This window comes from Micromonospora sp. L31 (assembly GCF_052068075.1).
Classification (GTDB): domain Bacteria; phylum Actinomycetota; class Actinomycetes; order Mycobacteriales; family Micromonosporaceae; genus Micromonospora; species Micromonospora purpureochromogenes.
Genome location: NZ_JBQHDC010000003.1, coordinates 123,093 through 147,155, shown reverse-complemented (window position 1 = coordinate 147,155; position 24,063 = coordinate 123,093). Strand labels below are relative to the sequence as shown.

Genomic DNA, 24,063 nt, shown 5'->3' with positions numbered 1-24,063 from the left:
GCCCGGCGTGGCACGCTGTGTCTCGTGTCCACGCTGCGCGACCTCGCCGAGGAGCACACCCAGCTCCGGCCGGCCGACATCGACCACCTGCACCGGATCGCGGGGGACTGGCAGCTGCTGTCCGACCTCTCCTTCGCCGACCTGCTGCTGTGGGTGCCGGTGGACGGCGACGGGACGTTCCTCTGCGTCGCCCAGGTCCGCCCGACGACCGCCCCCACCGCGTACCTCGACGACCAGGTGGGGCGGATCGTGGGCGGGCCGGAGGTGGCGCACCTGGAGGTCGCCTACCGGCAGGGCCGGATCTGGCGGGAGGGCGACCCGGTCTGGTACGGCGACGTGCCCGCCCGGCACGAGGCGATCCCGGTGCGGCTGCGCACCGCCGACGGCGAGTCCGGTGAGGTGGTCGCCGTGGTGGGCCGGGACACCAACCTCTCCACCGCCCGTACGCCCAGCCAGCTCGAGCTGAACTACCTCACCACCGCCGACGACCTGGCCCAGATGACCGCCGACGGCACCTTCCCGCCGCCCCGGCACCCGGGCGAGACCACCTCGGCGCCCCGGGTCGGCGACGGCCTGGTCCGGCTGGACGCCAACGGCAAGGTCACCTACGCCAGCCCGAACGCGCAGTCGGCGTACCGGCGGCTGGGCTACGCCTCCCACCTGGTCGGGGAGGACCTGGCCAAGCTGCACCGGCGGCTGGCCAGCGACCCGCTGGAGGGGACCGACGCGGCCAACGGCGTGCTCGCCGCGCTGCGCGGCGAGGCCCCGCCCCGGCGGGAGATCGACGCCCGGGGCGCCACCATGCTCACCCGGTCGCTGCCGCTGATGCCGGCCGGCGTGCCGATCGGCGCGCTGGTGCTGGTCCGCGACATCACCGAGGTACGCCGCCGCGACCGGGCGCTGATCACCAAGGACGCCACCATCCGGGAGATCCACCACCGGGTGAAGAACAACCTCCAGACCGTCGCCGCGCTGCTGCGCCTCCAGGCCCGCCGGGTGTCCATGCCCGAGGCCCGGGTGGCGCTGGAGGAATCGGTACGCCGGGTCGCCTCGATCGCCCTCGTCCACGAGACGCTCTCCATGTCCAGCGACGAGGCGGTCGAGTTCGACGGGATCGTCGATCGGGTGGCCAGCGCGGCCACCGAGGTCGCGGCGACCGAGGTGAGCGTCGGCATGCGCCGCAAGGGCAGCTTCGGCGTCCTGCCGGCCGAGATCGCCACCTCGCTGGTGATGGTCCTCAACGAGCTGCTGCTCAACGCCGTCGAGCACGGCTTCCCGCCGGCCGGTGAGGACGGCGTCGCCGGCCCGGAGGGCGGCGCCGCGCCGCAGGTGGTGGTCACCGCGCACCGGTTCCGCAAGCAGTTGCACGTCTCGGTCGCCGACAACGGGCGCGGCCTGCCGGCCGAGTTCGACCCCGAGCGCGGTGGCCGGCTGGGCCTGCAGATCGTCCGGGCGCTCGTCACCGGGGAGCTGCGCGGCAGCATCGAGCTGCGACCCGGCGCGGCCGGCGGCACCGAGGCCGTGCTGGTCGTGCCGCTGGCGCGGGGAGAGCGCGGCTAGCCGCGCGCGGTGAGCAGAGCGACGGTGACACCGGGCCGCTGCCACACCTGACCGACGGTGAAGCCCGCCCGCAGCGCGTCCCCCTTGGCGCCGGGCACCGCCGCCAGCGGATCGGGTCGCCGGCCGGCGACCACCAGCCACACCCGCCGCACCCCGGCCAGGCACTCGGCCGGCCGGGCGCACTCGGTGGCCCAGAGGTCCGCGCGCTGCCGTTGGTCGCGTACCACCAGCACGTCGCGCGGCCGCGCCCCGCCCAGGTGGTACGTCAGCCCGAGGTCGAGGAAGAGCCAGCCGTCCCGGGGGTGGACGACGACCGCGTCGCCGGGCTGCTGGCCGGCCGCGACGATCCACGCCGCCCCCCGGTAGTCGACGGTCGCGCTGCGCGGCCAGCCGTGCGTCCGCCGCAGCGCCGCCTGGTCGGGCAGGCCGAGCAGCCCGGCGAGCACCACGACCGCGAGCGCCCCCGACACCGACGCCAACGCTGCCGGCACCGACGCCCATGCCGCCGAAGCCGACGCCGACGCCGCTGGGCCGGCGGCCGTGGCCCGGGCCGACGCATCCGGCCCGCGCTGGTCTGCCGGCGGGTCGGCTGTCGGTGCGCTGGCCAGCGCGGCGCCGGCGAGCACGCTCGCGAAGGGCACGGTGAAGACCAGGTAGCGGGGCACCCAGAGGGCCACCACCAGCGCGCCGACGAAGACCAGCAGCACCGGCAGGAGCACGCAGAGCCCGGGCAGCAGCGCCCGGCGACCAGCCAGGACCGCGCCGAGGGCGGCCAGCCCGACCAGCAGGCCGCCCACCACCGAGCTCTGCGCCACCCCGCCCGGCAGCGCCGCCAGGTCGGCCAGCCGTGCCGGTTCGACCCAGTCGAGCTGGCGGGAGCGCTGCCCACGGGCGGTGAGCAGCAGCGGGGTGAGCAGCGCGAGCGCCGGCAGCACGGCGAGCATCCAGCGCACCGGCAACCGCCCGTCCGGATCGGCCGTTCCGTTCCGGCGGTCCGCCGTCCCGTTCCGGTCGTGTGCCGGGGCGGGTAGGTCGGCAGTCGGCTCTCGGTCCGCCGGGTTGGCGGGTGGCGGGTTGAGTCCGGCCGCCGGTGCGGGCGGTGGGGCGAGGCCGGCCGCCGTGGGGCCGCGCCACCAGGCGACCAGCACCACCGCGGCGTGCGCGGCCAGCAGGGTGAGCGCCAGCAGGTGGGTCAGGCCGAGTGCGGCGACTGCCGTCGCGTACCCGGCCCAGCGGGTCCACGCGGGCCGGCGCACCGCCGCGACCAGCAGCAGGGTGGCCAGCACCGCGAAGAGGCTGGCCAACGCGTAGGGGCGGGCCTCCTGGGCGTACCGGGAGGTGCCGGGAAGGACCGCGAAGAGCAGGCCGGCGAGCAGGCCGGCCCGCGTCCCCAGCAGCCACCTGCCGAGTACGGCGGTGAGCCCGGCCGCCCCGGCCATGGCCAGCGCCGAGGGCAGCCGCAGCGCCGTCGCCGAGTCCCCGAAGATCCGGACCCAGCCGTGCATGAGCACGTAGTACGGCCCGGTAGCGGCATCCACGGTGCCGGTGAGCCGGAGCAGGTCGCCCAGCGGGCGGGTGACGGCACTCCAGGTGGCCAGCTCGTCCCGCCAGGGCTGGGCGTGGCCGATGCCGTAGAGCCCGACGATCAGCGTGGCCAGCAGGGGCGGCACCCAGACGAGCCGCGCCCACCCCTCCAACGCATGCCGCTTTCCGGACATACTGCCCACGCGCCGAGCGTCCCACACCGCGCCGGGCCACGCTGCCACAGCGGCCCCGGCCGCCGTGCTGCCCATCCCCACGAACACGGCCAGAGCTTCACCGCTGTCCCGCGCAGCTCGACCGGCCGCCCGGCGCTGGCCCTGGGGAAGCGTCGCCGGACGCCCGGTGCTGGCCCTGGGGAAGCGTGGCTGGATGCCAGCGTTGGCCCCGCGTAGCTTGATCGGACGCCTGGCGCTGGCCCTGGGAAGCTTGGCCGCACGCCGGGTGGTGGCCCTGGGAAGCGGGCTGGATGCCTCGTGCGGGCCCTTTCGAGCTGATGTCGTAGACGATTCAGCAGTGCTGCGAACAGCCTGCGCCGCTCTTTCTCCGCCCCCGACCGGCCTCACTCGGCCGGTGCGATGACGTGACCGCAGGGATCCGGCGGGCGGCCGTTGATTCGTTCACGACATCAGCTCGAAAGGGCCGGCGCAGGGCAGGTGATGGCAGGGACCCGAGCCGATCAGGGGCCGCCCGAGGAGTGGGGGAGGCCGTGTCGACCAGCAGGGGCCGTGGAGACCACGGGGCCGGAAGAACCACCGGGCCTGAAGAACCACCGGGCCTGAAGGGCCGGGCGTGAAGAAGCAGCGGGCCTGAAGGACGTCGGGAAGAAGTACCGGGCCTGAAAGACCGTCGGGCGTGAGGAAGCACTGGGCGTGAGGGAACACCGGCAGATGCGGGCCCTGCCCGGGCAACCCATTCGCGGAGGTCGAAGGGCTGGCGGAGGCGGTCGCAGCGCGGGGGCGGTGCCGGCGGCGGCCGCGGCCCGTGATGTGGGATGGCGCACGCGCTCGTTGGCCGGCCCCCCAGGGGTGTGGCAGCATGGCCCCATGACCGCCGCTGTCGTCCGCCGCTTCGTGGCCCGTCGCCACGTCGACTACGGCCGCGTGCGCAGCGCGATCTGTCCGGCCCACTGACGACGCCCGACCCATCCGTCTCGGGCGCGTACTGCGCGCCGGCCGTTCCGACACCGTTGTCCTCGGCCCGTCCCACGGGTCGGCCGCCGCGCCCGCGTATCCCACCGAGGCACAGCAGACAACGGAGGACGCCGCGATGGCGGTCAGCAGCACCCCGGCCCGCCCGGAGACCCCGGCGGCACCCGCCGCCCGGGCAGCCCGTCGTCCGCGCGGCGAGGGGCAGTGGGCGCTCGGCCACCGCGAGCCGCTCAACGCCAACGAGCGGATCAAGAAGGACGACGACCCGCTGAACGTCCGGGCCCGGATCGAGAACATCTACGCCCACCGCGGCTTCGCCGCCATCGACCCGCAGGACCTGCGTGGCCGGTTCCGCTGGTGGGGCCTCTACACCCAGCGCAAGGCCGGCATCGACGGCGGGCGCACCGCCGTGCTGGAGCCGCACGAGCTGGAGGACGAGTTCTTCATGCTCCGGGTGCGGGTCGACGGCGGCCAGCTCAACCTGGCCCAGCTCCGGGTGATCGCCGACATCTCCCGCGAGTTCGCCCGGGACACCGCCGACATCACCGACCGGCAGAACATCCAGTACCACTGGATCCGGGTCGAGGACATGCCGGAGATCTGGCGCCGGCTGGAGTCGGTCGGCCTGCAGACCACCGAGGCGTGCGGTGACTGCCCGCGAATCGTGCTCGGCAGCCCGGTCGCCGGGGTGGCCCGCGACGAGGTGCTCGACCCGACCCCGGCGATCGACGAGATCGTCCGCCGGTACGTCGGCGACAAGGCGTACTCGAACCTGCCGCGCAAGTTCAAGACGACGATCTCCTGGCTGGTCGACACCCCGTACGAGGCGAACGACGTCGCCTTCCTCGGGGTCGACCACCCGGAGCACGGCCCCGGCTTCGACGTCTGGGTCGGCGGCGGCCTCTCCACCAACCCGATGCTGGCCAAGCGGCTGGGCGTCTGGGTGCCGCTGAACGAGGTGCCGGACGTGTGGGCCGGCGTGGTCGGCATCTTCCGCGACTACGGGTACCGCCGGCTGCGCAACCGGGCCCGGCTGAAGTTCCTGGTCGCCGACTGGGGCGTGGAGAAGTTCCGCGAGGTGCTGGAGAAGGAGTACCTGGGCCGGACCCTGCTCGACGGCCCGGCCCCGGAGCTGCCCGACAAGCCGGTCGACCACATCGGCGTGCACCGCCAGCGCGACGGTCGCAACTACGTCGGGGCCGCCCCGGTGGTCGGGCGGGTCTCCGGCAGTCAGCTCGCCCAGCTGGCCGACACGGTCGAGGCGCACGGCAGCGACCGGGTACGGCTCACCCCGTACCAGAAGCTGCTGGTGCTCGACGTGCCGCCGGAGCGGACGGAGTCCCTGGTCGACGCGCTGCGCGGGATCGGCCTGGAGGCCCGGCCGTCGGCCTGGCGGCGCGGCACCATGGCCTGCACCGGCATCGAGTTCTGCAAACTGGCCATCGTCGAGACCAAGCGACGCGGCGAGGAACTGGTGGCCCGGCTGGAGGAGCGGTTGCGCGACTTCGACGCCGACATCTCCATCCACCTCAACGGCTGCCCGAACGCCTGCGCCCGCACCCAGGTCGCCGACATCGGCCTCAAGGGGCAGCTGGTGGTCGGCCCGGACGGCCGGCAGGTGGAGGGCTTCCAGGTGCACCTCGGCGGCGGGCTGGGCATGGCCCAGGGGCAGACGGCCGGCTTCGGGCGCAAGCTGCGCGGCCTCAAGACCACCGCCGAGGAGCTCCCGGAGTACGTGGAACGACTGGCCCGCCGCTACCTGGCCGGCCGGAGCGAGGGCGAGACGTTCGCCAACTGGGTGATCAGGGTCGACGAGGAGGAGCTTCGATGAGTAGCGAAACCCGTTCCGCGCCGCTGTACTGCCCGTACTGCGGCGAGGAGGACCTGCGGCCGAACGAGGCCGGGCACGGCGCCTGGGAGTGCCACGCCTGCGCCCGCGTCTTCACGGTGCGGTTCACCGGCCTGCTCGCCAAGGTGGTGGCCCGATGAACCTGGCCTCCGCTACGAGCCTGGGCCTGGTCGGCATCGGCGGCCCGCTGCCGGCCGAACCGGCGCGGCGTGACCCGGAGGAGCTGCGCGCGCTGGCCGAGCGGGCGGGCCGGGAGCTGGAGGGCGCCCCGGCGTTGGAGATCGCCCGCTGGGCCGCCGAGACCTTCGGCGACCGGTTCTGCGTGACCAGCTCGATGGCGGACGCGGTGCTGGCGCACCTGGTCTCCCGGGTCGCCCCCGGGGTGGACGTGGTCTTCCTCGACACCGGGCTGCACTTCCCAGAGACGCTGAAGGTGCGCGACGAGGTGGCCCGCCGGCTGCCGGTCAACGTCCGCTCGATCCGCCCCCGGCTCACCGTGGGCCAGCAGGACGGCGAGTACGGCCCCCGGCTGTTCAACCGCTCGCCCGACGACTGCTGCCAGCTGCGCAAGGTGGAGCCGCTGGAGCGGGCCCTGGCCGGGTACGACGCCTGGGCCGCCGGGCTGCGTCGGGACGAGTCGCCCACCCGGGCGAACACGCCGGTGGTGACCTTCGATGCCCGGCGCGGCAAGGTGAAGGTCAACCCGATCGCGGCTTGGACCCAGGCCGACGTGGACTCCTACATCTCCCGGTACGACATCCCGGTCAACGAGCTGTTCAGTCGCGGCTACGGCTCGATCGGCTGCTGGCCGTGCACCCGCCGCACCAAGGCGGGTGAGGACCCGCGGGCCGGCCGCTGGGCCATGTTCGAGAAGACCGAGTGCGGCCTGCACGTCTGACCGGGCCGGTTCCCGGCGCGGGGGAGACCGCGCCGGGGGCCAGCGGACCGGCCGTGCCGGTCGGCGACCATTCGGCGCCGGCGCGGGGGATCCGGCCCTGCCCGGGGCCGGGCGGCGGCCGTCCGCCGGTGGTGCTGGTGGCGCACGGCAGCCGGGATCCCCGGGCGGCCGAGGCGACCCGGGCGCTGGCCCGGGCGGTCGAGGCGGCCCGGCCCGGCACGGCCGTCCTGCCGAGCTGGCTGGACCACACCGCACCGGACCCGACGGCGGTGCTGCGCGGGCTGGCCGTGGCGGGGCACACCCGGGCGGTGCTGGTGCCGCTGCTGCTCACCGCCGCCTACCACCGGCGGGTGGACATCCCGGCGGCGGTGGTGGCGGCTCGCGACACGGCGCCGGAGCTGGCGGTACGCGTCACCGACGTGCTCGGCCCCGCCGACGGCACGGTCGACGCCCGGCTGCTGGCCGGGCTGCGGCGGCGGTTGGCGGAGGCGGAGCCGGACGACTTCGACGCCCTGGTGCTGGCGGCGGCGGGCACCCGGGACGCCCGGGCGCGCGGCTCGGTGGGTCGGGTCGCCGCGGCGCTCGCCGCCGAACTGGGGGTCCCCTGCACCGTCTCGTACGCCTCGGCGGCGCCGCCGACGACCGACGTGGCGGTGGCCCGGCTGCGCGCCGCCGGCGCCCGGCGGGTGGCCGTGGCGGCGTACTTCCTGGCCCCGGGGCTCTTCCACGACGGGGTGGTGGCGGCGGCCTGCCGGGCCGGTGCGGTGGCGGTCAGCGGGCCGCTGACCGATACGCCCGAGCTGGCCGAGCTGGTGCTGCGGCGGGTCGATGCGGTGCAGCGGTGGTGACCGGGCTCACCGTCCCGTCGATGATCGGATCGGTGCCCGGCCGGGTATCGGAGCAGCCGTGCGGCGTCCGGACAGCAGAACGCCCCGACCGGTGGAACCCGGCCGGGGCGTACGACTGTGTGGTGGGTCAGGCAGAGTGAGCGCGCAGCACCCGGATGCCGCCGCGGCGCTTCACCGCGCGGCGCTCCTCTTCGCTCATCCCGCCCCAGACGCCGGCGTCCTGACCGGACTCCAGCGCCCACTGCAGGCAGTGGTCGGTCACCGGGCAGCGCCGGCAGACGGCCTTGGCCTGCTCCACCTGCAGGAGGGCCGGACCGGACGTCCCGATCGGGAAGAACAGCTCCGGGTCCTCGTCGCGGCAGACGGCATCGTGGCGCCAGTCCATGGCGGCAACACTCCTCATTCTGGATGGGTGGCAGAAACGCTGGTGCTTTTCTTATATGCGTCCGCAGTGCCGGTCGTGACGGTTCGCGTCTGACTATTCGGCAGTGCGTGAGCAGGCTTGTGCAGTCCCTGGACCTGCTGGAACAGCTCAACCTGCCGAGCATATCCAGGCAATGTCCCGGTAACTCAAGTTCGCTTGTGAATACTTTCACGAACGCTGTCGATGTCAAGGGTGCCGCGCGGAAAAACTCCGCACGGTGAGCAAGCTCACGACCCTTTTGTCCGGATTCCAGGCGTCCCTGGTTACCCGGCGTACCACAGTCGAGGATCAATATAGTACAGTGCGCGTGACATTGCTGACATTTCCGGCACCAACCCCTCGTTGTGGCGGCCACCGCGTCGTGCGGTGTAACGACCGTCAACCTAGGGCGTTACCCGAGACCTAGCAGATTACTCTCAGTGCGTCGGGAACGGATGTGAATCTGACTTTCTCCCGTTCGCCAAGGTAGTCCCCGTCGAGCTGGAACGCTTGCGGGCGAGCGCTGATCAGCGTGAACTCGGGCACGTCGTGCAGCCGGAGCACCTGCTTGCCGCGCGGATCGGGGTGCCGGGACAGGAACTGCGTCACTGTGCGTGTGGTGCTGGCCACCCGGAGCTGACGCAGCGCCATCACGTCGAGCCCCAGATCGAACGAGGCCTCCGGATTCGGATTGATCTCCCGCTCGCCCAGGTACGTCCACGGGGCGCAGTTCTGGATTATCACCGTGGCCAGCTCAGCCTCGGCCGCCTCACCGGGGCGCTCCAGGGTGATCGCCGGGTGCCGCCGGTCGGAGTCGAGGAAGTACTGGCTGAGCGTGGAGCGGAAGTAGAGCGCCGGGGTGGAGACGCGACCGCGTTTGCGGGCCTGTTCCACCCGGTGGATCACCGCCGCGTCCACTCCGAAGCCGGCGCAGAAGGTGAAGTAGCGGTCGTCGGCGCGACCCAGCCCGATCGTGCGGGAGCGGCCCAGCCGCAGCCCTTCGAGGATCATGCTGGTGCCCTCCGGCCACTCCCGGGGCAGCCCCAGGGCGCGGGCGAAGACGTTGGTCGAACCACCCGGCACGGTGGCCAGCGCGGGCAGTCGCTCGGCGGGCGTACCGCCGGGGCGGGTGGCCGGCGGCGCGGCCTTCATCAGGCCGTTCACCACCTCGTTGACCGTCCCGTCGCCACCCAGCGTGACGACGACGTCGACCCCTTCGGCGACCGCCTCCCGGGCGATGTCCATGGCGTGACCCCGTCGCCGGGTGTACCGCACCGACAGGTCTACTTCGCTGCGCAGGGCCCGGACCAGGACGTCCCGGCTGCGCTCGCTGGTGGTGGTGGCCTTCGGATTGACCACCAGGACGGCCCGCATGGGCGGCACTGTACCCCGATCCGTCACGGGTATCGTGGCGCGCGTGACCATCGACTCCGGCCCGGTGCCCGACACGCTGCGCTGGGCGGTACGGCTGCTGCGCGGCGAGGCGGTCGCGCTGGCGCTGCTGGCCGCCTGGCTGATCTGGGCCGACCTGACCGCCACCAAGACCGATCTGGTGTCGGCACTCTTCGTGACCGGGTTCGCGTTCGCCGGCGCCGCCGCCCTCTGGGCTCTCGGCGCGGCGCTGGCCCGTCGCCGGGCCGGTGCCCGCGCGCCGGCGATGGTGCTCCAGTTGATGCTGCTGCCGGTCGGCTGGTTCATGATCTCCGGCGGCCTGGGGTGGCTCGGCGTACCGCTGATGGTCCTCGGGGTCGGCGTCTGCGCGCTGCTGGTCAGCCCGCCCACGACGCGCGCCCTGGGCTTCCGGTGACCGCCGCGGGCCGCCCGGCGGCTCAGTAGCCGGAGGAGCGCCGGGTCAGCAGCGAGATGGTGGCCCGGCCGTCGGCCGCGTCCGCGAAGGCGGCGGTGGTCAGCGCGGTGAGCACCTTCCAGGCGAACGAGGACTCCGACGGCAGCGTGGCGCCCCGCACGGTCGGCACGGTCACCTCGACGGTGAGCGCGTCCTCGGTGACCGAGAAGCGGCACTCCAGTTCGGCGTCGCGGGTGGCGATGGCGAGCAGCATCGCGCAGGCCTCGTCGACGGCGATGCGCAGGTCCTCGATCTCGTCGAGGGCGAACTGGAGGCGGGCCGCGAGCCCCGCCGTGGCGGTGCGCAGCACGCCGAGGTAGCCGCCGTCGGCGGGCACCGTGAGGTGCACGACGTCGTCGTCGGTCGTCGGCTGGCCGGTCAGTTGAGTCACGCCTCATCCCCCCGGTCGGGGACTCTACCCCCTCAGGCGTCCGGCCGGGCGGGGGCCGAGGTCGACTGGGCGGCGAGCCCGTGCAGCGCCGGCCCGCTGAGCCGGTACGGCACCCACTCGTCGAGCTGCACCGCGCCGATGGAGGCGTAGAAGCGGGCCGCCGGATTCCAGTTGATCATCCACCACTCCAGCCGCTCGTAGCCCCGCTCCACGCAGATCGCGGCGAGCGCGGCGAGCAGCAGCCGGCCGGCGCCGGTGCCCCGGTGCTCGGGGCGGACGTACAGGTCCTCCAGGTAGACGCCGTGCACGCCGGCCCAGGTGGAGAAGTTGAGGAACCAGAGCGCGAACCCGACCGGCTCGTCCCGGTCGTCCACCGCGACGTGCCCGAACAACGCCGGCGCCGGGCTACGACTACTCCAGCTCGGCGCGTCTGACGCCGCGCCGCGACCTGGAGCAGTCGCAAACAGGGCGGCGGTGAGCTGTTCCTCGGTCAGCCGACACTGGTCGGCGGCGCGCTCGTAGTCGGCGAGTTCGTGCACCATCGCGACGACGGCCGGCACGTCCGCGGGACGCGCCGGCCGGATCGTCGGTGCCGGGGAGGCCAGGGTCACGCCTTCTTGGTCTCCCAGAAGATCTTCGAGATCTCGTCGATCTTCTGCAGCAGCTCGTCGGCCTTGCTCGGGTCGGTCGCGCCCTTGGCGCCGGCCGCGCCGGCCATCTTGGTGGCCTCGTTGAAGAGCTGGTGCAGGTGCGGGTACTTCTCGAAGTGGGCCGGCTTGAAGTAGTCGGTCCACAGCACCCAGAGGTGGTGCTTGACCAGCTCGGCCCGCTGCTCCTTGATGATGATGGCCCGGGTGCGGAACTCCGGGTCGGTGTTCGCCTGGTACTTCTCGCAGATCATTTTGACCGACTCGGCCTCGATCCGGGCCTGCGCCGGGTCGTAGACGCCGCACGGCAGGTCGCAGTGGGCGCTGGCGGTCAGACGGGGCGTAAGGATGCGGGGAAGTCGCATCTGGGTCCTCCACGGGATGTTTGCGATGATCCAAGCCGACATTACTCCTGGGGGCGTCCCCGGCAGGGGTGGAGGGGAAACCTGGTGACGGTCGAGGGGGCGGGCCCGGCGGCGGCGCGGCTGCGCCGGTGGCTCACGGCCGTCGGGGTGACCGGTCCGTCCATGGCGCCCACGCTGCGGCACGGGGACGCCGTACTGGTCCGTCGGGTCGGCCGGTCGGTCCGGCCGGGCGACGTCGTGGTCGCGGTCTTCCGGACCCGGCCCGACCTGCTGGTGGTCAAGCGCGCGGTCCGCCGGCAGGACGGCGGCTGGTGGGTACGCGGCGACAACGAACTCGTCACCGACGACTCCCGGGCGTACGGGGTGGCCGACGTGCTCGGACGGGTGGTGTGCCGCTACTGGCCCCGCCCCGGTCGGCTGCCACGCGACCCGTTATGACCCTGCTCACATCGGCGCACCCCTGGCGTGACTATGCTCGGAAAGTGCCCGGGTGACCCCCCGCACCGCGTGCCGCCGCCAGGCGCCTCACCTCGCGCCCGCGCCGGCCGCTCCGTCTGCTCGACAGATCCTGGAGTCACCATGTCTGCGTCCACCGTGGATCCCGCTGATCCCGTCTTCCGGTTGCACGTCGGCGGCAAGATGGCCGTCACCTCGACGGTCCCGCTGACCAGCCGCGAGGACCTCTCCCTCGCCTACACCCCGGGCGTCGCCCGGGTCTGCGAGGCGATCGCCGCCGACCCGGCCCTGGCCGACGACTACACGTGGGTGTCGCACACCGTCGCGGTCGTCACCGACGGCTCGGCCGTACTCGGCCTCGGCAACATCGGCCCGCGCGCCGCGCTGCCGGTGATGGAGGGCAAGGCGGTGCTGTTCAAGCAGTTCGCCGGCGTGGACGCGGTACCGATCTGTCTGGACACCCAGGACGTGGACGAGATCGTGGCGACGGTGAAGGCGCTCGCCCCCTCCTTCGGCGGGATCAACCTGGAGGACATCAGCGCCCCCCGCTGCTTCGAGGTGGAGCGCCGGCTGGACGAGGCGCTGGCCATCCCGGTCTTCCACGACGACCAGCACGGCACCGCGATCGTCGTGCTGGCCGCGCTGCGCAACGCGGCGGCGCTGCTCAACCGCAAGCTCGGCGACCTGCGGGTGGCGGTCAGCGGCGCCGGCGCGGCCGGGGTGGCGGTGACGAAGATGCTGGTCGCCGGCGGCGTGAACCCCGACCAGGTGGTGGTCTGCGACTCCAAGGGCATCATCGGCCGGCACCGCGCCGGGCTGACCGGCACCAAGGCCGAGCTGGCGGAGTCCACCAACGCCGAGGGCCGCGAGGGTGACATCACCGAGGCGCTGCGCGGCGCGGACGTGCTGGTCGGCGTCTCCGGCGGGCAGATCCCCGAGGCGGCGATCGCCGGCATGGCGCCCGGCGGCATCGTCTTCGCGCTGGCCAATCCCACCCCCGAGGTGCACCCCGAGGTGGCCGCCCGGCACGTCGCGGTGGTGGCGACCGGCCGCAGCGACTACCCCAACCAGATCAACAACGTGCTGGCGTTCCCCGGCGTGTTCCGGGGTGCGCTGGACGCCCGGGCCACCCGGATCACCGACGGGATGAAGGTGGCCGCGGCGGACGCGATCGCCGGGGTGGTGGCCGAGTCGCTCACCGCCGACGCGATCGTGCCCTCCCCGCTCGACCCCCGGGTGGCTCCCGCGGTGGCGGCGGCGGTCGCCGAGGCGGCCCGGCGCGACGGCGTCACCCGCGCCTGACCGCGCTCCGCCCACCGGGACACGCAGTTTCCGAGAAAGAGTGGCCTCCTGACGCCGGGAGGCCACTCTTTCTCTGAATGTGCGGGGGTGGTGACCGGGGGCGGGGGCGGGGTTGTGGGGTAGGTCCTGTGTCGGCGGCGGTTCTCCTTGTTACGGTGCCGACCATGCGTGCCGCCTATGCCTCGAGCTTCGACACCGACAATCCGCTCGCCGCGTTGACGGTCGGCGAGCGTCCCGAGCCGACCCACCCGGAGGAAGACTGGGTGACCGTGCAGGTGCGGGCCAGCTCGCTCAACCACCACGACCTGTGGTCCCTGCGCGGGGTGGGCCTGGCCCCCGACCAGCTGCCGATGATCCTGGGCTGCGACGCGGTCGGCACCGACCCGGACGGCAACGAGGTGGTCATCTACCCGGTGGTGCCCACCCCCGGCGACCCACGTGGCGTCTCCATCCTCTCCGAGCACTTCGCCGGCACCCTCGCCGAGCGGGTGGCCGTACCCCGGGTGAACCTGATCCCGCTGCCGACGGGCCTGTCGGCGACCGACGCGGCCTGCCTGCCGACGGCCTGGCTGACCGCGTGGCGGATGCTGACCACCAAGGGCCGGATCGACGACGCCGAGTCGGTGCTGGTCCAGGGTGCCGGCGGCGGCGTGGCCACCGCGGCCGTCGCGCTCGCCGTGGGGCACGGCAAGCGGGTGTACGCGACCAGCCGGGACGCCGGCAAGCGGGAGCGGATCGCCGCCCTCGGGGCGACCGCGCTGGAACCCGGCGCACGCCTGCCCGAGCGGGTCGACGTGGTGATCGAGACGGTCGGCGCGGCCACCTTCGACCACTCGCTGAAGTCCGCCGCCCCGCTGGCCCGGATCGTGGTCTCCGGTGCGACCGCCGGGCACGAGCCGAAGATCAACCTGCGGCGGGTCTTCGCCATGCAGCTGGAGATCCTCGGCACCTCCATGGGCACCCCGGACGAGCTGACCGACCTGCTGGCCTTCTGCGCCGAGCACGAGGTGCGCCCGGTGGTGGACAGCGTGGTGCCGTTCAGCAAGGTCGAGGACGCCTTCGCCCGCCTGCACTCCGGTGACGTCTTCGGCAAGGTCGTCATCGACCACACCGCCTGACCCCCCAAGCTCCCCGCACCTTCCGAGAAAGAGTGGCCATTCCGCGTCGGATGGCCACTCTTTCTCGGAAAGTGCCTCAGAGGTGGTCGTCGAGGGTGGCGAGGTTGCCGCGGGCGGCGTCGGCGGGGAGGCGGTCCCGGGCCGCCGCGTCGCCGTAGAGGGTCCAGCGGAGGAACTCCGACGTGGTGTCGGAGACCACCCGCAGCGCCGCGCCGTCGCTGAGCAGGGCCCGGCCGTGGTCGCCCTTCGGCAGGCTCAGCATCGCCTTCGGCCAGGGGACCGCGTCGTACACCGCCTTGCCGGCGGCGTAGTCGACCACCTCGTCGGCCTCGCCGTGCACGAAGAGCTGCGGCGCGGCGGCCCCGGCGAAGGCGGTGCCGACCCCGAGCGCGGTCCCGGCGAAGACCACCCCGGCGTCGAGGCGCTCGTCCCGGCCGGCGGTGAAGAGGCCGATGGTGGTCACCCCGCCGGCCGAGTGCCCGGCCGCGGCAACCCGGTCCGTGGCCAGCCGGCCGCGCAGCGGGTCGCCGGCCTTCGCGTCCAGCGCGAGCACCTTGTCCAGCGCGTACGAGACGTCGGCGGGCTGGTTGAGCACGTCGAGCACGTTGCCGTCGGCGCCCCGGCTGGTGTGCGGGAAGGTCGGCGCGGCCACCACGAACCCGGCCGCCGCCCACCGGGTGAGCAGCTCCGCGTAGTCGTCCGGCCGGCCGTTCAGGCCGTGGCTGAACATCACCACGGGGAACCGCCCGTCCGCCACGTCCGCCCCCCGCTCCGGCCCGCCACCGGTTGCGCCCCGGGCCGGGTACCAGAGGGTCACCGGCAGCGGGCGGTCACCGTCCCGGTTCAGCTTCACCTGCCGTACGCCGACGGCGAAGGTCTTCCCCGGCGCGGTGCCGGCGGGTACCTGCGGCGCCGGGGTGGTGGCCTTCGGCGGCTCCGGCGGGGCGGCCGGCCGGGCGGTCGGGGCGGGAGCCGCCGAGCAGCCGGCGAGGCCGACGGAGAGCAGGGCGGTGGCGAGCAGGACCGGGGTGGGGCGACGGGACATGAATCCGATTGTGCCCCGGTCACCGGGGTGCCCGGCCACTGTTGGACGCAGTGTGACCTGCGGCGGACCGTCGGTGGCCGGACCGCCGGGCGCCCGCGCTCAGGGACGCAGGCGGTCGTCGAGGGCGGTGACGCCGGGCCGGAGGGCGTCGGCCGGCAGGCGTCGGGCCGCCTCCCGATCGTCGTAGAGCGTCCAGCGGAGGAAGTCCGTGGTGGTGGCGAGCACCTGGTCGAAGCCGGGGCCGCCCGGGGTCAGGTACTCGCCGTGCCCCTGCCCGAGCACGCTCAGGAAGGCCGCCGGCGGGCCGGCCCGGTCGTACGCGGCCCGACCGACGCCCAGCGGCACCACCGGGTCGGCGGTGCCGTGCACGAAGAGCAGGGGAGCGGCCGGCCCGGCGAAGCTGCCGGCCAGCCCGCCGCCGGCGATCACGATGCCGGCGCGGAGCCGGGCCGAGTGCCCCGAGGTGAACATGCCGGCGGTGGTGAAGCCGCCCGCCGAGTGGCCGGCGGCGGCGACCCGGCTGACGTCCAGGTGCCCGGCGAGCGGGTCCTTCCGGCCCGCGTCGAGCCGGGCCAGGTGCCGCACCAGCCGCCAGCCGTCCGCCGGCTGGTGCCGTACGTCGGCCCGGGTGAACGTCCGGGCCCGCAGGTTGGTGTGCGGGTACGTCGGCGCGGCCACCACGAACCCCGCCGCCGCCCAGCGGGTGGTGAGCCCGGCGTGCAGCTCGGGCAGGCTCCACAGGCCGTGGCTGTAGACCACCACCGGGAACCGCCCCGGGGCAACCCGCCCGCCCTCGGTCGGGTACCAGAGCGTCACCGGCAGCGGCCGGGGCCCGGTCGGGTCGATCGTGAGGGTGCGTACCGCGACCGGGTGGAGCCGGTCCGGGGCGTGCCCGGCCGGCGGCGGCCCGCCGACCGCGGCATTGGCCGGTGCGCAGCCCGCCAGCAGCGCCGTGATCAACGCGACGACCGGCCGCGGCACCCCCATCCCTGCACGGTAGGGGGCCGGCGGCCCACCCCGGGCCCACCGTCCGGACCGGGTGCCGCCCGCCGCCCGGCCGGTTCCCGTCCACCGCTCGGATCGCAAGCGTCACCCGGGGTTCGGCGGGACCGTGCGGGGTGCGCGGCTTCGCTAGGGTCTCCGGCATGTCTGACGAGTACGTGGACCCCAGCGGCAACACCGAGCAGTTCCGCGCCTTCGCCCACTCGGAGCCCGCCGCGCCCGCCGAGGTGGCGTCCCGCCTGCCGCTGATCGCCGGCGCGGCCGCGGTCGCGGTGCTGCTGGTCGCCGTCGCCGGCTGGCTGGCCCTGGGCTGAGCCGCCGCCGACCCGGTTCCCCTCAGCCGGCGGTCGCCGCCACCACGCGGGCCTCCCGGGCGATCTCCCGCTCCTCGTCGGTGCCGATCACGCACACGCTGACCTCGGCGCCGTCGGGGGAGATCACCCGGTCGCCGGCGCCGGCGTTGCGCGCCGGGTCCACGGCGATGCCCAGCCGGTCCAGCCCGGCCAGCGCCGCGGCCCGGACGTCGGCGGAGTGCTCACCCACGCCGGCGGTGAAGGTGACCGCGTCGACCCGGCCGAGCAGCGCGTAGTACGCCCCGACGTACCCGGTGATCCGGCGGCAGTAGACGTCGAAGGCCAGCGCGGCGGCCGGGTCCCCGGCGGCCCGCCGTCGGAGCACCTCGCGCATGTCGTTCGCGCCGGTCAGGCCGAGCAGCCCGCTGCGGTGGTTGAGCAGGTCGTCGATCTCGTCCACCCCCAGCCCGCCCTCCCGGCGCAGGTGGAAGATGACCGTCGGGTCCAGGTCACCGCTGCGGGTGCCCATCACCAGGCCCTCCAGCGGGGACATGCCCATCGAGGTGGCCACGCTGCGCCCGCCGGAGACCGCGCAGGCGCTGGCGCCGTTGCCCAGGTGCAGGGTGATCGTGTGCAGCGCCTCGTACGGCCGGCCGAGCAGCTCCGCCGTGCGCCGCGAGACGTACGCGTGCGAGGTGCCGTGGAAGCCGTACCGGCGGACGCCGTAGCGCTCGGCGACGTCCCGGTCGATGGCGTAGGTGGCGGCGGCCTCGGGCAGCGAATGGTGGAAGGCGGTGTCGAAGACGGCGACCTGCGGCACGTCGGGCAGCGCCTCCCGGGCCACCTCGATGCCGGCCAGGTTGGCCGGGTTGTGCAGCGGCGCGAGCGGCACCAGCTCCCGGATCGCGGTGAGGACCGCGTCGTCGATCAGCACCGGTTCGCTGAACCGCCGGCCGCCGTGCACCACCCGGTGCCCGACCGCACCCAGCCCGTCCAAGTCGAGTCGGTCCAGGATCTGCCGGACGGCGGTGACGTGGTCGGCCGGCCCGCCCCCCGGCTCGCCGACCCGCTCCACGGTGCCGGAGTCGCGGACCGTCTCACCGTCGTAGAGCCGGTACTTCACCGACGAGGAACCGCAGTTGAGGACCAGCACCCGGTCGGTCATGACGCCTCCGCGGCGGCCTGGATGGCGGTGATCGCCACCGTGTTGACGATGTCGGCGACCGTCGCGCCCCGGGACAGGTCGTTGACCGGCCGGCGCAGGCCCTGCATCACCGGGCCGACCGCGACCGCGCCCGCCGAGCGCTGCACCGCCTTGTACGTGTTGTTGCCGGTGTTCAGGTCCGGGAAGATGAAGACCGTCGCCCGGCCGGCCACCGTGCTCTGCGGCAGCTTCGTCGCCGCGACCTGCGGATCGATCGCCGCGTCGTACTGGATCGGGCCCTCGACCAGCAGCTCCGGGCGGCGCTCGCGGACCAGCTTGGTGGCCGCCGCGACCTTCTCCACGTCCGCCCCGGCCCCCGAGTCGCCGGTGGAGTACGACAACATCGCCACCCGGGGCTCGATGCCGAACCGGGCGGCGGTGTCGGCCGACGACATGGCGATGTCGGCGAGCTGGGCGGCGTCCGGGTCGGGGTTGACCGCGCAGTCGCCGTAGACCAGCACCCGGTCGGCGAGCAGCATGAAGAAGACGCTGGAGGCCACCGAGACCCCGGGCACCGTCCGGATGATCTCGAACGCCGGGCGGATGGTCGCCGCCGTGGTGTGGGTGGCCCCGGAGACCATGCCGTCGGCGTGCCCGGTGGCCACCATCATCGTGCCGAAGTAGTTGGGCCGGGCCACGACGTCGTGCGCCAGCTCGACCGTGACGCCGCGGTGGCCGCGCAGCCGCGCGTACTCGACGGCGAACTCGTCGCGCCACGCGCTGGTGACCGGGTCGACGACGTCGGCGCCGGTGACGTCGATGCCCAGCTCCCGGGTGCGGCGGGTGACGTCGTCCGGGCGGCCGAGCAGGGTCAGGTCGGCCACGCCCCGCCGGAGCAGCACCTCCGCCGCCCGCAGGATGCGCTCCTCGGCCCCCTCGGGCAGCACCAGCCGACGGCGGGTGGCCCGGGCCCGGTCGATCAGGTCGTACTCGAACATCAGCGGGGTGACCCGCTCGGACCGGCTGACCCGCAGCCGGCGGGCCAGGTCGACGGTGTCCACGTTGCCCTCGAACGCGCCGAGCGCCGCCTCCACCTTGCGCGGGTTGGCCGGGCTCGGGCGCCCCTCGATCCGGCTGGACGCGGCCACCGTGTCGTAGCTGTCGCTGCGTACCGAGAGCACCGCCAGCCCGGTGTTGAGCCCCTCGACCAGCCGCATCGCCCGGGGATCGGGCTGTTCGCCAAGGGTGAGGACCAGCCCGGCCACCGAGACCTGCCCGGCGACGTGCGCGGCGCTGGCCGCGACCAGCAGGTCCGCCCGGTCGCCCGGGGTGATCACCAGCGCCCCCTCGGTGAGGTGGTCGAGCAGGGTGGGCACGTGCGCGGCGCCGACCACGTAGTCGAGCACGTCGCGGTCGAGCGCGGCGTCGTCCCCGGCGAGCAGGATGGCGCCGAGGGCCGCCGCCACCTCGGCCACCGTCGGCGCCGACACGGTCGGCACCTCCGGGATGGCGTACGCGGGGACGGGCAGCTCCGGCAGGGTCATCGGCCCGGGCACCCGGTTGGCGATCACCGCCAGCACCGTCGCGCCCAGGTCCTCCAGATCGTGGTACGCCCCACGCGCCGCCGCCGCGATCGCCTCCGGCTCCTGCCCGAAGCCGTCGATCACCGGCACCACCACGCTGCCGAACTCGGTGGCCAGCCGGGCGTTGAAGGCCAGCTCGCGGGGGCCCGCGCCGTCGCCGCCGTCGGCGAAGTCGCTGCCCACCACGACCACGGCCGGGCAGCGCTGTTCGACGCTGCGGTAGCGCTCGACGATCCGGGAGATCAGTTCCTCCCGGCGGCCGTCGGCGACCAGCGCGCTCGCCTCGGCGTAGGTGGCGCCGGTCAGCTCATGCTGCGGCAGGTCCACCCGGTAGCGGTCGATCAGCAGGGCGAGGATCGGATCGGCGCCGGTGTCGGCGACCAGCGGCCGGAACGCGCCGATCCGCTCGACCTGTCGGGAGAGGAGTTCCGCGAGGCCGAGGGCGATGGTCGACTTCCCCCCGCCGGACCCCACGCTGGTCAGGTAGACGCTGCGGGCCACGCCCCCACCCTAGGAGATCACGCGCTCCCGCGCCCGGGACCTCCGTCCCACCCACCCGGGCCGGACGGGATGGTCCCGGGGTTACTCGTCGTCCTCGTCGTCGAGGCGGGCCAGGTAGGTGGCGAAGCGTTCGATGGGGGTCTCGAACTCGGGGTTCAGGTCGACGAAGTCGCGCAGGCGCTCGGCGAGCCACTCGATGCTGACCTGCTCGTCGGCCCGGCGCTCGACGAGTTCCTCGATGCCACGGTCGGTGAAGTACATCCGTACGTCCTTGTCGGGAGGGTGCCGACGGAACCGGGGCAGGGCCGTCGGCGGACGGCGCTGCCCCGGGTCTCGGCGGTGCGGTCAGGTCACGGGCGGGGGAGGGCCGCCTCGATCAGCGCGGTCTGCTCGACCTCGTGCATCTTGGCCGAGCCGACCGCCGGGGCCGCCGCGGCCGGGCGGGAGATCCGCCGCAGCCGGACGTCGGCCAGGTGCTCCAGCAGGTTGAGCGCGACGAACGACCAGGCACCCTGGTTGGCCGGCTCCTCCTGCACCCAGGCGAAGTCCTCGGCGTTCGGGTACTGCGCCAGCGCGGCCCGGATCTCCTCGATCGGCAGCGGGTAGAGCTGCTCCATCCGGAGGATCACGGTGTCGGTGACGCCGCGCTCGGCCCGGGCCTGGAACAGGTCGTAGTAGACCTTGCCCGAGCAGAGCAGCACCCGCTTCACCTGCTCCGGCGCCGGGGCGGCGGTGTCGGCCAGCACCGGCTGGAAGGTGCCGGTGGTGAAGTCCTCCACCGAGGAGACGCAGAGCTTGTGCCGCAGCAGCGACTTCGGCGTGAACACCACCAGCGGCTTGCGCTTCGGCGACAGGGCCTGGCGACGCAGCAGGTGGAAGTAGTTCGCCGGGGTGGTCGGGATGGACACCCGCATGTTGTCCTCCGCGCAGAGCTGGAGGAACCGCTCCGGGCGACCCGACGTGTGGTCCGGGCCCTGGCCCTCGTGGCCGTGCGGCAGCAGCAGGGTGACCGCGGAGCGCTGGCCCCACTTCACCTCGCCGGAGGAGATGAACTCGTCGATCACCGACTGGGCGCCGTTGACGAAGTCACCGAACTGGGCCTCCCAGCAGACCAGCGCGTTGACGTTCTCCACCGAGTAGCCGTACTCGAAGCCCATCGCGGCGTACTCGGACAGCAGCGAGTCGTGCACGAAGAACCGGGACCGCTCGCCGTCACCGGTGAGCGACTTCAGCGGCAGGTAGTCGTCGCCGGTCTTGGCGTCCACCACCGAGGCGTGCCGCTGGACGAAGGTGCCGCGGCGGGAGTCCTGCCCGGCGAGCCGGACGGTGACCCCGTCGTGCAGCAGCGCGCCGAAGGCGATGATCTCGCCGTAGCCCCAGTCGATGTTGCCCTCGACGGACATCTTGGCCCGCCGGTCGAGCAGTTGCTGGATCCGCTTGTGCGGGGTGAAGCCCTCGGGGAGGTTGACGTGCGCTTCGCCGATCGCCTTGACCACGGCGGCGTCGGTGGCGGTCTCCACCTGCGGCTCCGGCTCCTCCTCGCGGCGCGGCCGGCTGAGCTTGCGCGGGGTGGTCGCGGCGTCGCGGGTGGCCTTGAAGACCCGCTCCAGCTGCCCCTGGTAGTCGCGCAGCAGCTCCTCCGCGTCCTCCACGGTGATGTCACCCCGCCCGATCAGCTCCTCGGTGTAGAGCTTGCGGACCGAGCGCTTCGAGTCGATGATCTTGTACATCTCCGGGTTGGACATCGAGGGGTCGTCGCCCTCGTTGTGCCCGCGCCGGCGGTAGCAGACCATGTCGATCACGACGTCCTTGTTGAACGCCTGCCGGTACTCGAAGGCCAGCCGGGCGACCCGGACCACGGCCTCGGGGTCGTCGCCGTTGACGTGGAAGATCGGCGCCTGGATCATCCGGGCCACGTCGGTGCTGTAGAGGCTGGAGCGGCTGTACTCCGGGGCGGTGGTGAAGCCGACCTGGTTGTTGACCACCACGTGCACGGTGCCGCCGGTGCGGTAGCCGCGCAGCTGGGAGAGGTTGAGCGTCTCAGCGACCACGCCCTGGCCGGCGAAGGCGGCGTCACCGTGCACCGCCAGCGGCAGCACGGTGTAGCCCTCCAGCTTGAGGTCGATCCGGTCCTGCTTGGCCCGGACGATGCCCTCCAGCACCGGGTCCACGGCCTCCAGGTGCGACGGGTTCGCCACCACCGAGACCTTGACCGCGTGGTCGCCGTCCGGGGTGGTGAACTTGCCGTTCTGGCCCAGGTGGTACTTCACGTCGCCGGAGCCCTGGGTCGAGCGCGGGTCCAGGTGGCCCTCGAACTCGGAGAAGATCTTCTCGTACGGCTTGCCGACGATGTTGGCCAGCACGTTCAGCCGGCCGCGGTGGGCCATGCCGATGACGACCTCGTCCAGCCCGCCCTCGGCGGACGACTCCAGGATCTCGCCGAGCAGCGGGATCAGCGACTCGCCGCCCTCCAGCGAGAAGCGCTTCTGCCCGACGTACTTGGTCTGCAGGAAGGTCTCGAAGGCCTCGGCGGCGTTGAGCCGGTTGAGCACGTGCTTCTGCTCGTCGGCCGACGGCTTCTCGTACCGGCGCTCAATCCGCTCCTGGATCCAGCGGCGCTCCTCCGGGTCCTGGATGTGCATGTACTCGATGCCGACCCGGCGGCAGTACGAGTCACGCAGCACGCCGAGGATCTCCCGCAGCTTCATCCGCTGCCGGCCGGCGAAGCCGTTGACCGGGAAGACCCGGTCGAGGTCCCACAGGGTCAGCCCGTGCTGGAGGACGTCGAGGTCCGGGTGCTTCCGGATCTTGAACTCCAGCGGGTCGGTGTCGGCCATCAGGTGGCCGCGCACCCGGTACGCGTGGATCAGCTCGTGCACCCGCGCGGTCTTGTTGATCTGGCCCTCGGAGTCGACCGCGACGTCCCGCATCCAGCGCACCGGCTCGTACGGGATGCGCAGCGAGGTGAAGATCTGGTCGTAGAAGCCGCGCTCGCCGAGCAGCAGCTCGTGCATCACCTTGAGGAACTCGCCGGACTGCGCGCCCTGGATGATCCGGTGGTCGTACGTGCTGGTCAGCGTGATGATCTTGCTGACCGCCAGCTCGGCCAGGGTGGTCTCGCTCATGCCCTGGTACGGCGCCGGGTACTCCATCGCGCCGACGCCGATGATGGCGCTCTGCCCCTGCATCAGGCGGGGGATCGAGTGCACCGTGCCGATGCCGCCCGGGTTGGTCAGCGAGATGGTGGTGCCGGCGTAGTCCTCCATGGTCAGCTCGTTGCGGCGAGCGCGCCGGACCACGTCCTCGTACGCCTGCCAGAACTGCCGGAAGTCCATCTGCTCGCAGGCCTTGATGGACGGCACCACCAGGTTGCGGGAGCCGTCCGGCTTGGCCAGGTCGATGGCGATGCCCAGGTTGACGTGCTCCGGGCGGACCATCGCCGGCTTGCCGTCGACCTCGGCGAAGGAGTTGTTCATCTCGGGGTGCTCGACCAGCGCCCGGACCAGCGCGTACCCGATCAGGTGGGTGAAGCTGACCTTGCCACCGCGCCCGCGGGCGAGGTGGTTGTTGATCACGATGCGGTTGTCGACCAGCAGCTTGGCCGGGACGGCGCGCACGCTGGTCGCGGTCGGCACCGCCAGCGAGGCGTCCATGTTCTGCACGATCTTGGCGGCCACGCCGCGCAGCGGGGTGGTGCCCGCACCGCTCACGGCCGGCGCCTTGGCGGCCGGCTTGGCCGGGGCGGCCTTGGCCGGCGCCGGCTTGGCGGGGGCCTTGGCGGCGGGGGCCGGCTTGGCGGGGGCGGCCGGCTGCGCCACGGTCACGGCGGCCTCCGGCTGGCCGGCCGGCTCGGCGGGGGCGGCCTTGGCCGGGGCCTTCTCCTCGGCGGGGCGCGGCGTGGCGGCGCCCGGGGCCGGCCGGTAGTCGGCGAAGAAGTCGTGCCAGGCCGAGTCGACGCTCGACGGGTCGGCGAGGTAGCGCTGGTACATCTCCTCGACGATCCACTCGTTCGGGCCGAAACCCGCCAGTGGGTTCTCCTGCGAAGTCTGCTGGGTCGACACGGCCGGTAATCGCCTCTTTCACGCGGGTTCGTATGTCACGCGGTCGGCACCCGTGCCCGGT

22 protein-coding genes are annotated in these 24,063 nt (G+C 73.6%); 10 read left to right on the top strand and 12 right to left on the bottom strand.

Annotated elements, in window-relative coordinates; translation table 11 throughout:
- Positions 1–24 precede the first annotated feature (24 nt).
- Positions 25–1,560 (top strand): sensor histidine kinase, encoded by a 1,536-nt coding sequence (locus ACTMS9_RS10260; RefSeq protein WP_441164782.1) that lies wholly within the window; start codon positions 25–27, stop codon positions 1,558–1,560.
- Here the strand turns inward: ACTMS9_RS10260 and ACTMS9_RS10255 are convergent.
- On the bottom strand, positions 1,557–3,278 hold the full coding sequence (locus ACTMS9_RS10255; protein WP_441164968.1) for a glycosyltransferase family 39 protein: 1,722 nt from the start codon (positions 3,276–3,278) through the stop codon (positions 1,557–1,559). The genes ACTMS9_RS10260 and ACTMS9_RS10255 overlap by 4 nt on opposite strands.
- 1,090 nt (positions 3,279–4,368) lie before the next feature.
- Here ACTMS9_RS10255 and ACTMS9_RS10250 point away from each other — a divergent pair.
- From ACTMS9_RS10250 to ACTMS9_RS10235, 4 genes are all read left to right on the top strand, one after another.
- Positions 4,369–6,081: a nitrite/sulfite reductase gene (locus tag ACTMS9_RS10250; protein WP_334569115.1), complete on the top strand. Its 1,713-nt coding sequence runs from the start codon at positions 4,369–4,371 to the stop codon at positions 6,079–6,081.
- Positions 6,078–6,239, top strand: coding sequence for a hypothetical protein (locus ACTMS9_RS10245; protein WP_170285433.1), 162 nt, complete (start codon positions 6,078–6,080; stop codon positions 6,237–6,239). Before ACTMS9_RS10250 ends, ACTMS9_RS10245 begins: the two co-directional genes overlap by 4 nt.
- Positions 6,236–6,997, top strand: a complete 762-nt coding sequence (locus tag ACTMS9_RS10240) for a phosphoadenylyl-sulfate reductase (RefSeq protein WP_441164781.1) — start codon at positions 6,236–6,238, stop codon at positions 6,995–6,997. The genes ACTMS9_RS10245 and ACTMS9_RS10240 overlap by 4 nt, the downstream gene beginning before the upstream one ends.
- An 89-nt stretch (positions 6,998–7,086) precedes the next feature.
- Positions 7,087–7,845 carry a sirohydrochlorin chelatase gene (locus ACTMS9_RS10235; protein WP_441164967.1) on the top strand — a complete coding sequence of 253 codons (759 nt, stop codon included), beginning with the start codon at positions 7,087–7,089 and terminating at the stop codon, positions 7,843–7,845.
- A 127-nt stretch (positions 7,846–7,972) separates the two neighbouring features.
- Here the strand turns inward: ACTMS9_RS10235 and ACTMS9_RS10230 are convergent, their stop codons facing one another.
- Together ACTMS9_RS10230 and ACTMS9_RS10225 are read right to left on the bottom strand one after the other, a co-directional pair.
- Positions 7,973–8,230, bottom strand: a complete 258-nt coding sequence (locus tag ACTMS9_RS10230) for a WhiB family transcriptional regulator (protein ID WP_088960482.1) — start codon at positions 8,228–8,230, stop codon at positions 7,973–7,975.
- A 441-nt stretch (positions 8,231–8,671) separates the two neighbouring features.
- Complete coding sequence (locus ACTMS9_RS10225) at positions 8,672–9,622, bottom strand: diacylglycerol/lipid kinase family protein (protein WP_441164780.1); 951 nt, start codon at positions 9,620–9,622, stop codon at positions 8,672–8,674.
- Between the two features lie 43 nt (positions 9,623–9,665).
- On the opposite strand from ACTMS9_RS10225, the gene ACTMS9_RS10220 reads away from it, so the two are divergent.
- On the top strand, positions 9,666–10,055 hold the full coding sequence (locus tag ACTMS9_RS10220; RefSeq protein ID WP_210774483.1) for a hypothetical protein: 390 nt from the start codon (positions 9,666–9,668) through the stop codon (positions 10,053–10,055).
- Between the two features lie 22 nt (positions 10,056–10,077).
- On the opposite strand, the gene ACTMS9_RS10215 is transcribed toward ACTMS9_RS10220, so the two are convergent.
- The 3 genes from ACTMS9_RS10215 to sodN form a co-directional block, all read right to left on the bottom strand.
- Entirely contained in the window at positions 10,078–10,485 is a 408-nt protein-coding gene (locus ACTMS9_RS10215) for an ATP-binding protein (protein ID WP_154942188.1), read from the bottom strand.
- Between the two features lie 32 nt (positions 10,486–10,517).
- Positions 10,518–11,027 carry a GNAT family N-acetyltransferase gene (locus tag ACTMS9_RS10210; protein ID WP_350797447.1) on the bottom strand — a complete coding sequence of 170 codons (510 nt, stop codon included), beginning with the start codon at positions 11,025–11,027 and terminating at the stop codon, positions 10,518–10,520.
- A 65-nt stretch (positions 11,028–11,092) separates the two neighbouring features.
- Entirely contained in the window at positions 11,093–11,497 is a 405-nt protein-coding gene (gene sodN, locus ACTMS9_RS10205) for a superoxide dismutase, Ni (RefSeq protein WP_088960486.1), read from the bottom strand.
- A gap of 84 nt (positions 11,498–11,581) precedes the next feature.
- Here sodN and ACTMS9_RS10200 point away from each other — a divergent pair, with 84 nt between their 5' ends.
- From ACTMS9_RS10200 to ACTMS9_RS10190, 3 genes are all read left to right on the top strand, one after another.
- Entirely contained in the window at positions 11,582–11,935 is a 354-nt protein-coding gene (locus ACTMS9_RS10200; protein WP_441142502.1) for a S26 family signal peptidase, read from the top strand.
- 141 nt (positions 11,936–12,076) lie between these two features.
- Positions 12,077–13,255, top strand: a complete 1,179-nt coding sequence (locus ACTMS9_RS10195) for an NAD(P)-dependent malic enzyme (RefSeq protein ID WP_441164779.1) — start codon at positions 12,077–12,079, stop codon at positions 13,253–13,255.
- Positions 13,256–13,410: 155 nt separating this feature from the next.
- Positions 13,411–14,373 carry a zinc-binding dehydrogenase gene (locus tag ACTMS9_RS10190; protein ID WP_441164778.1) on the top strand — a complete coding sequence of 321 codons (963 nt, stop codon included), beginning with the start codon at positions 13,411–13,413 and terminating at the stop codon, positions 14,371–14,373.
- 76 nt (positions 14,374–14,449) lie between these two features.
- On the opposite strand, the gene ACTMS9_RS10185 is transcribed toward ACTMS9_RS10190, so the two are convergent.
- Both ACTMS9_RS10185 and ACTMS9_RS10180 read right to left on the bottom strand, forming a co-directional pair.
- The gene (locus ACTMS9_RS10185; RefSeq protein WP_441164777.1) at positions 14,450–15,418 is read right to left on the bottom strand and encodes an alpha/beta hydrolase family protein; all 969 of its coding nucleotides are present in this window, start codon (positions 15,416–15,418) and stop codon (positions 14,450–14,452) included.
- Positions 15,419–15,517: 99 nt separating this feature from the next.
- On the bottom strand, positions 15,518–16,405 hold the full coding sequence (locus ACTMS9_RS10180) for an alpha/beta hydrolase family protein (protein ID WP_441164776.1): 888 nt from the start codon (positions 16,403–16,405) through the stop codon (positions 15,518–15,520).
- 158 nt (positions 16,406–16,563) lie between these two features.
- On the opposite strand from ACTMS9_RS10180, the gene ACTMS9_RS10175 reads away from it, so the two are divergent.
- Positions 16,564–16,734, top strand: a complete 171-nt coding sequence (locus ACTMS9_RS10175) for a hypothetical protein (RefSeq protein WP_280835921.1) — start codon at positions 16,564–16,566, stop codon at positions 16,732–16,734.
- Positions 16,735–16,756: 22 nt separating this feature from the next.
- On the opposite strand, the gene ACTMS9_RS10170 is transcribed toward ACTMS9_RS10175, so the two are convergent.
- From ACTMS9_RS10170 to ACTMS9_RS10155, 4 genes are all read right to left on the bottom strand, one after another.
- A complete protein-coding gene (locus ACTMS9_RS10170; RefSeq protein WP_441164775.1) occupies positions 16,757–17,878 on the bottom strand; it encodes an acetate/propionate family kinase in 1,122 nt (373 codons plus the stop codon).
- Positions 17,875–19,941: a phosphate acetyltransferase gene (gene pta, locus ACTMS9_RS10165; protein ID WP_441164774.1), complete on the bottom strand. Its 2,067-nt coding sequence runs from the start codon at positions 19,939–19,941 to the stop codon at positions 17,875–17,877. The genes ACTMS9_RS10170 and pta overlap by 4 nt, the downstream gene beginning before the upstream one ends.
- An 81-nt stretch (positions 19,942–20,022) precedes the next feature.
- Positions 20,023–20,202, bottom strand: a complete 180-nt coding sequence (locus ACTMS9_RS10160) for a DUF6104 family protein (protein WP_088960493.1) — start codon at positions 20,200–20,202, stop codon at positions 20,023–20,025.
- Between the two features lie 89 nt (positions 20,203–20,291).
- Positions 20,292–24,002 carry a multifunctional oxoglutarate decarboxylase/oxoglutarate dehydrogenase thiamine pyrophosphate-binding subunit/dihydrolipoyllysine-residue succinyltransferase subunit gene (locus ACTMS9_RS10155; protein WP_441142509.1) on the bottom strand — a complete coding sequence of 1,237 codons (3,711 nt, stop codon included), beginning with the start codon at positions 24,000–24,002 and terminating at the stop codon, positions 20,292–20,294.
- Between the last annotated feature and the right edge of the window lie 61 nt (positions 24,003–24,063).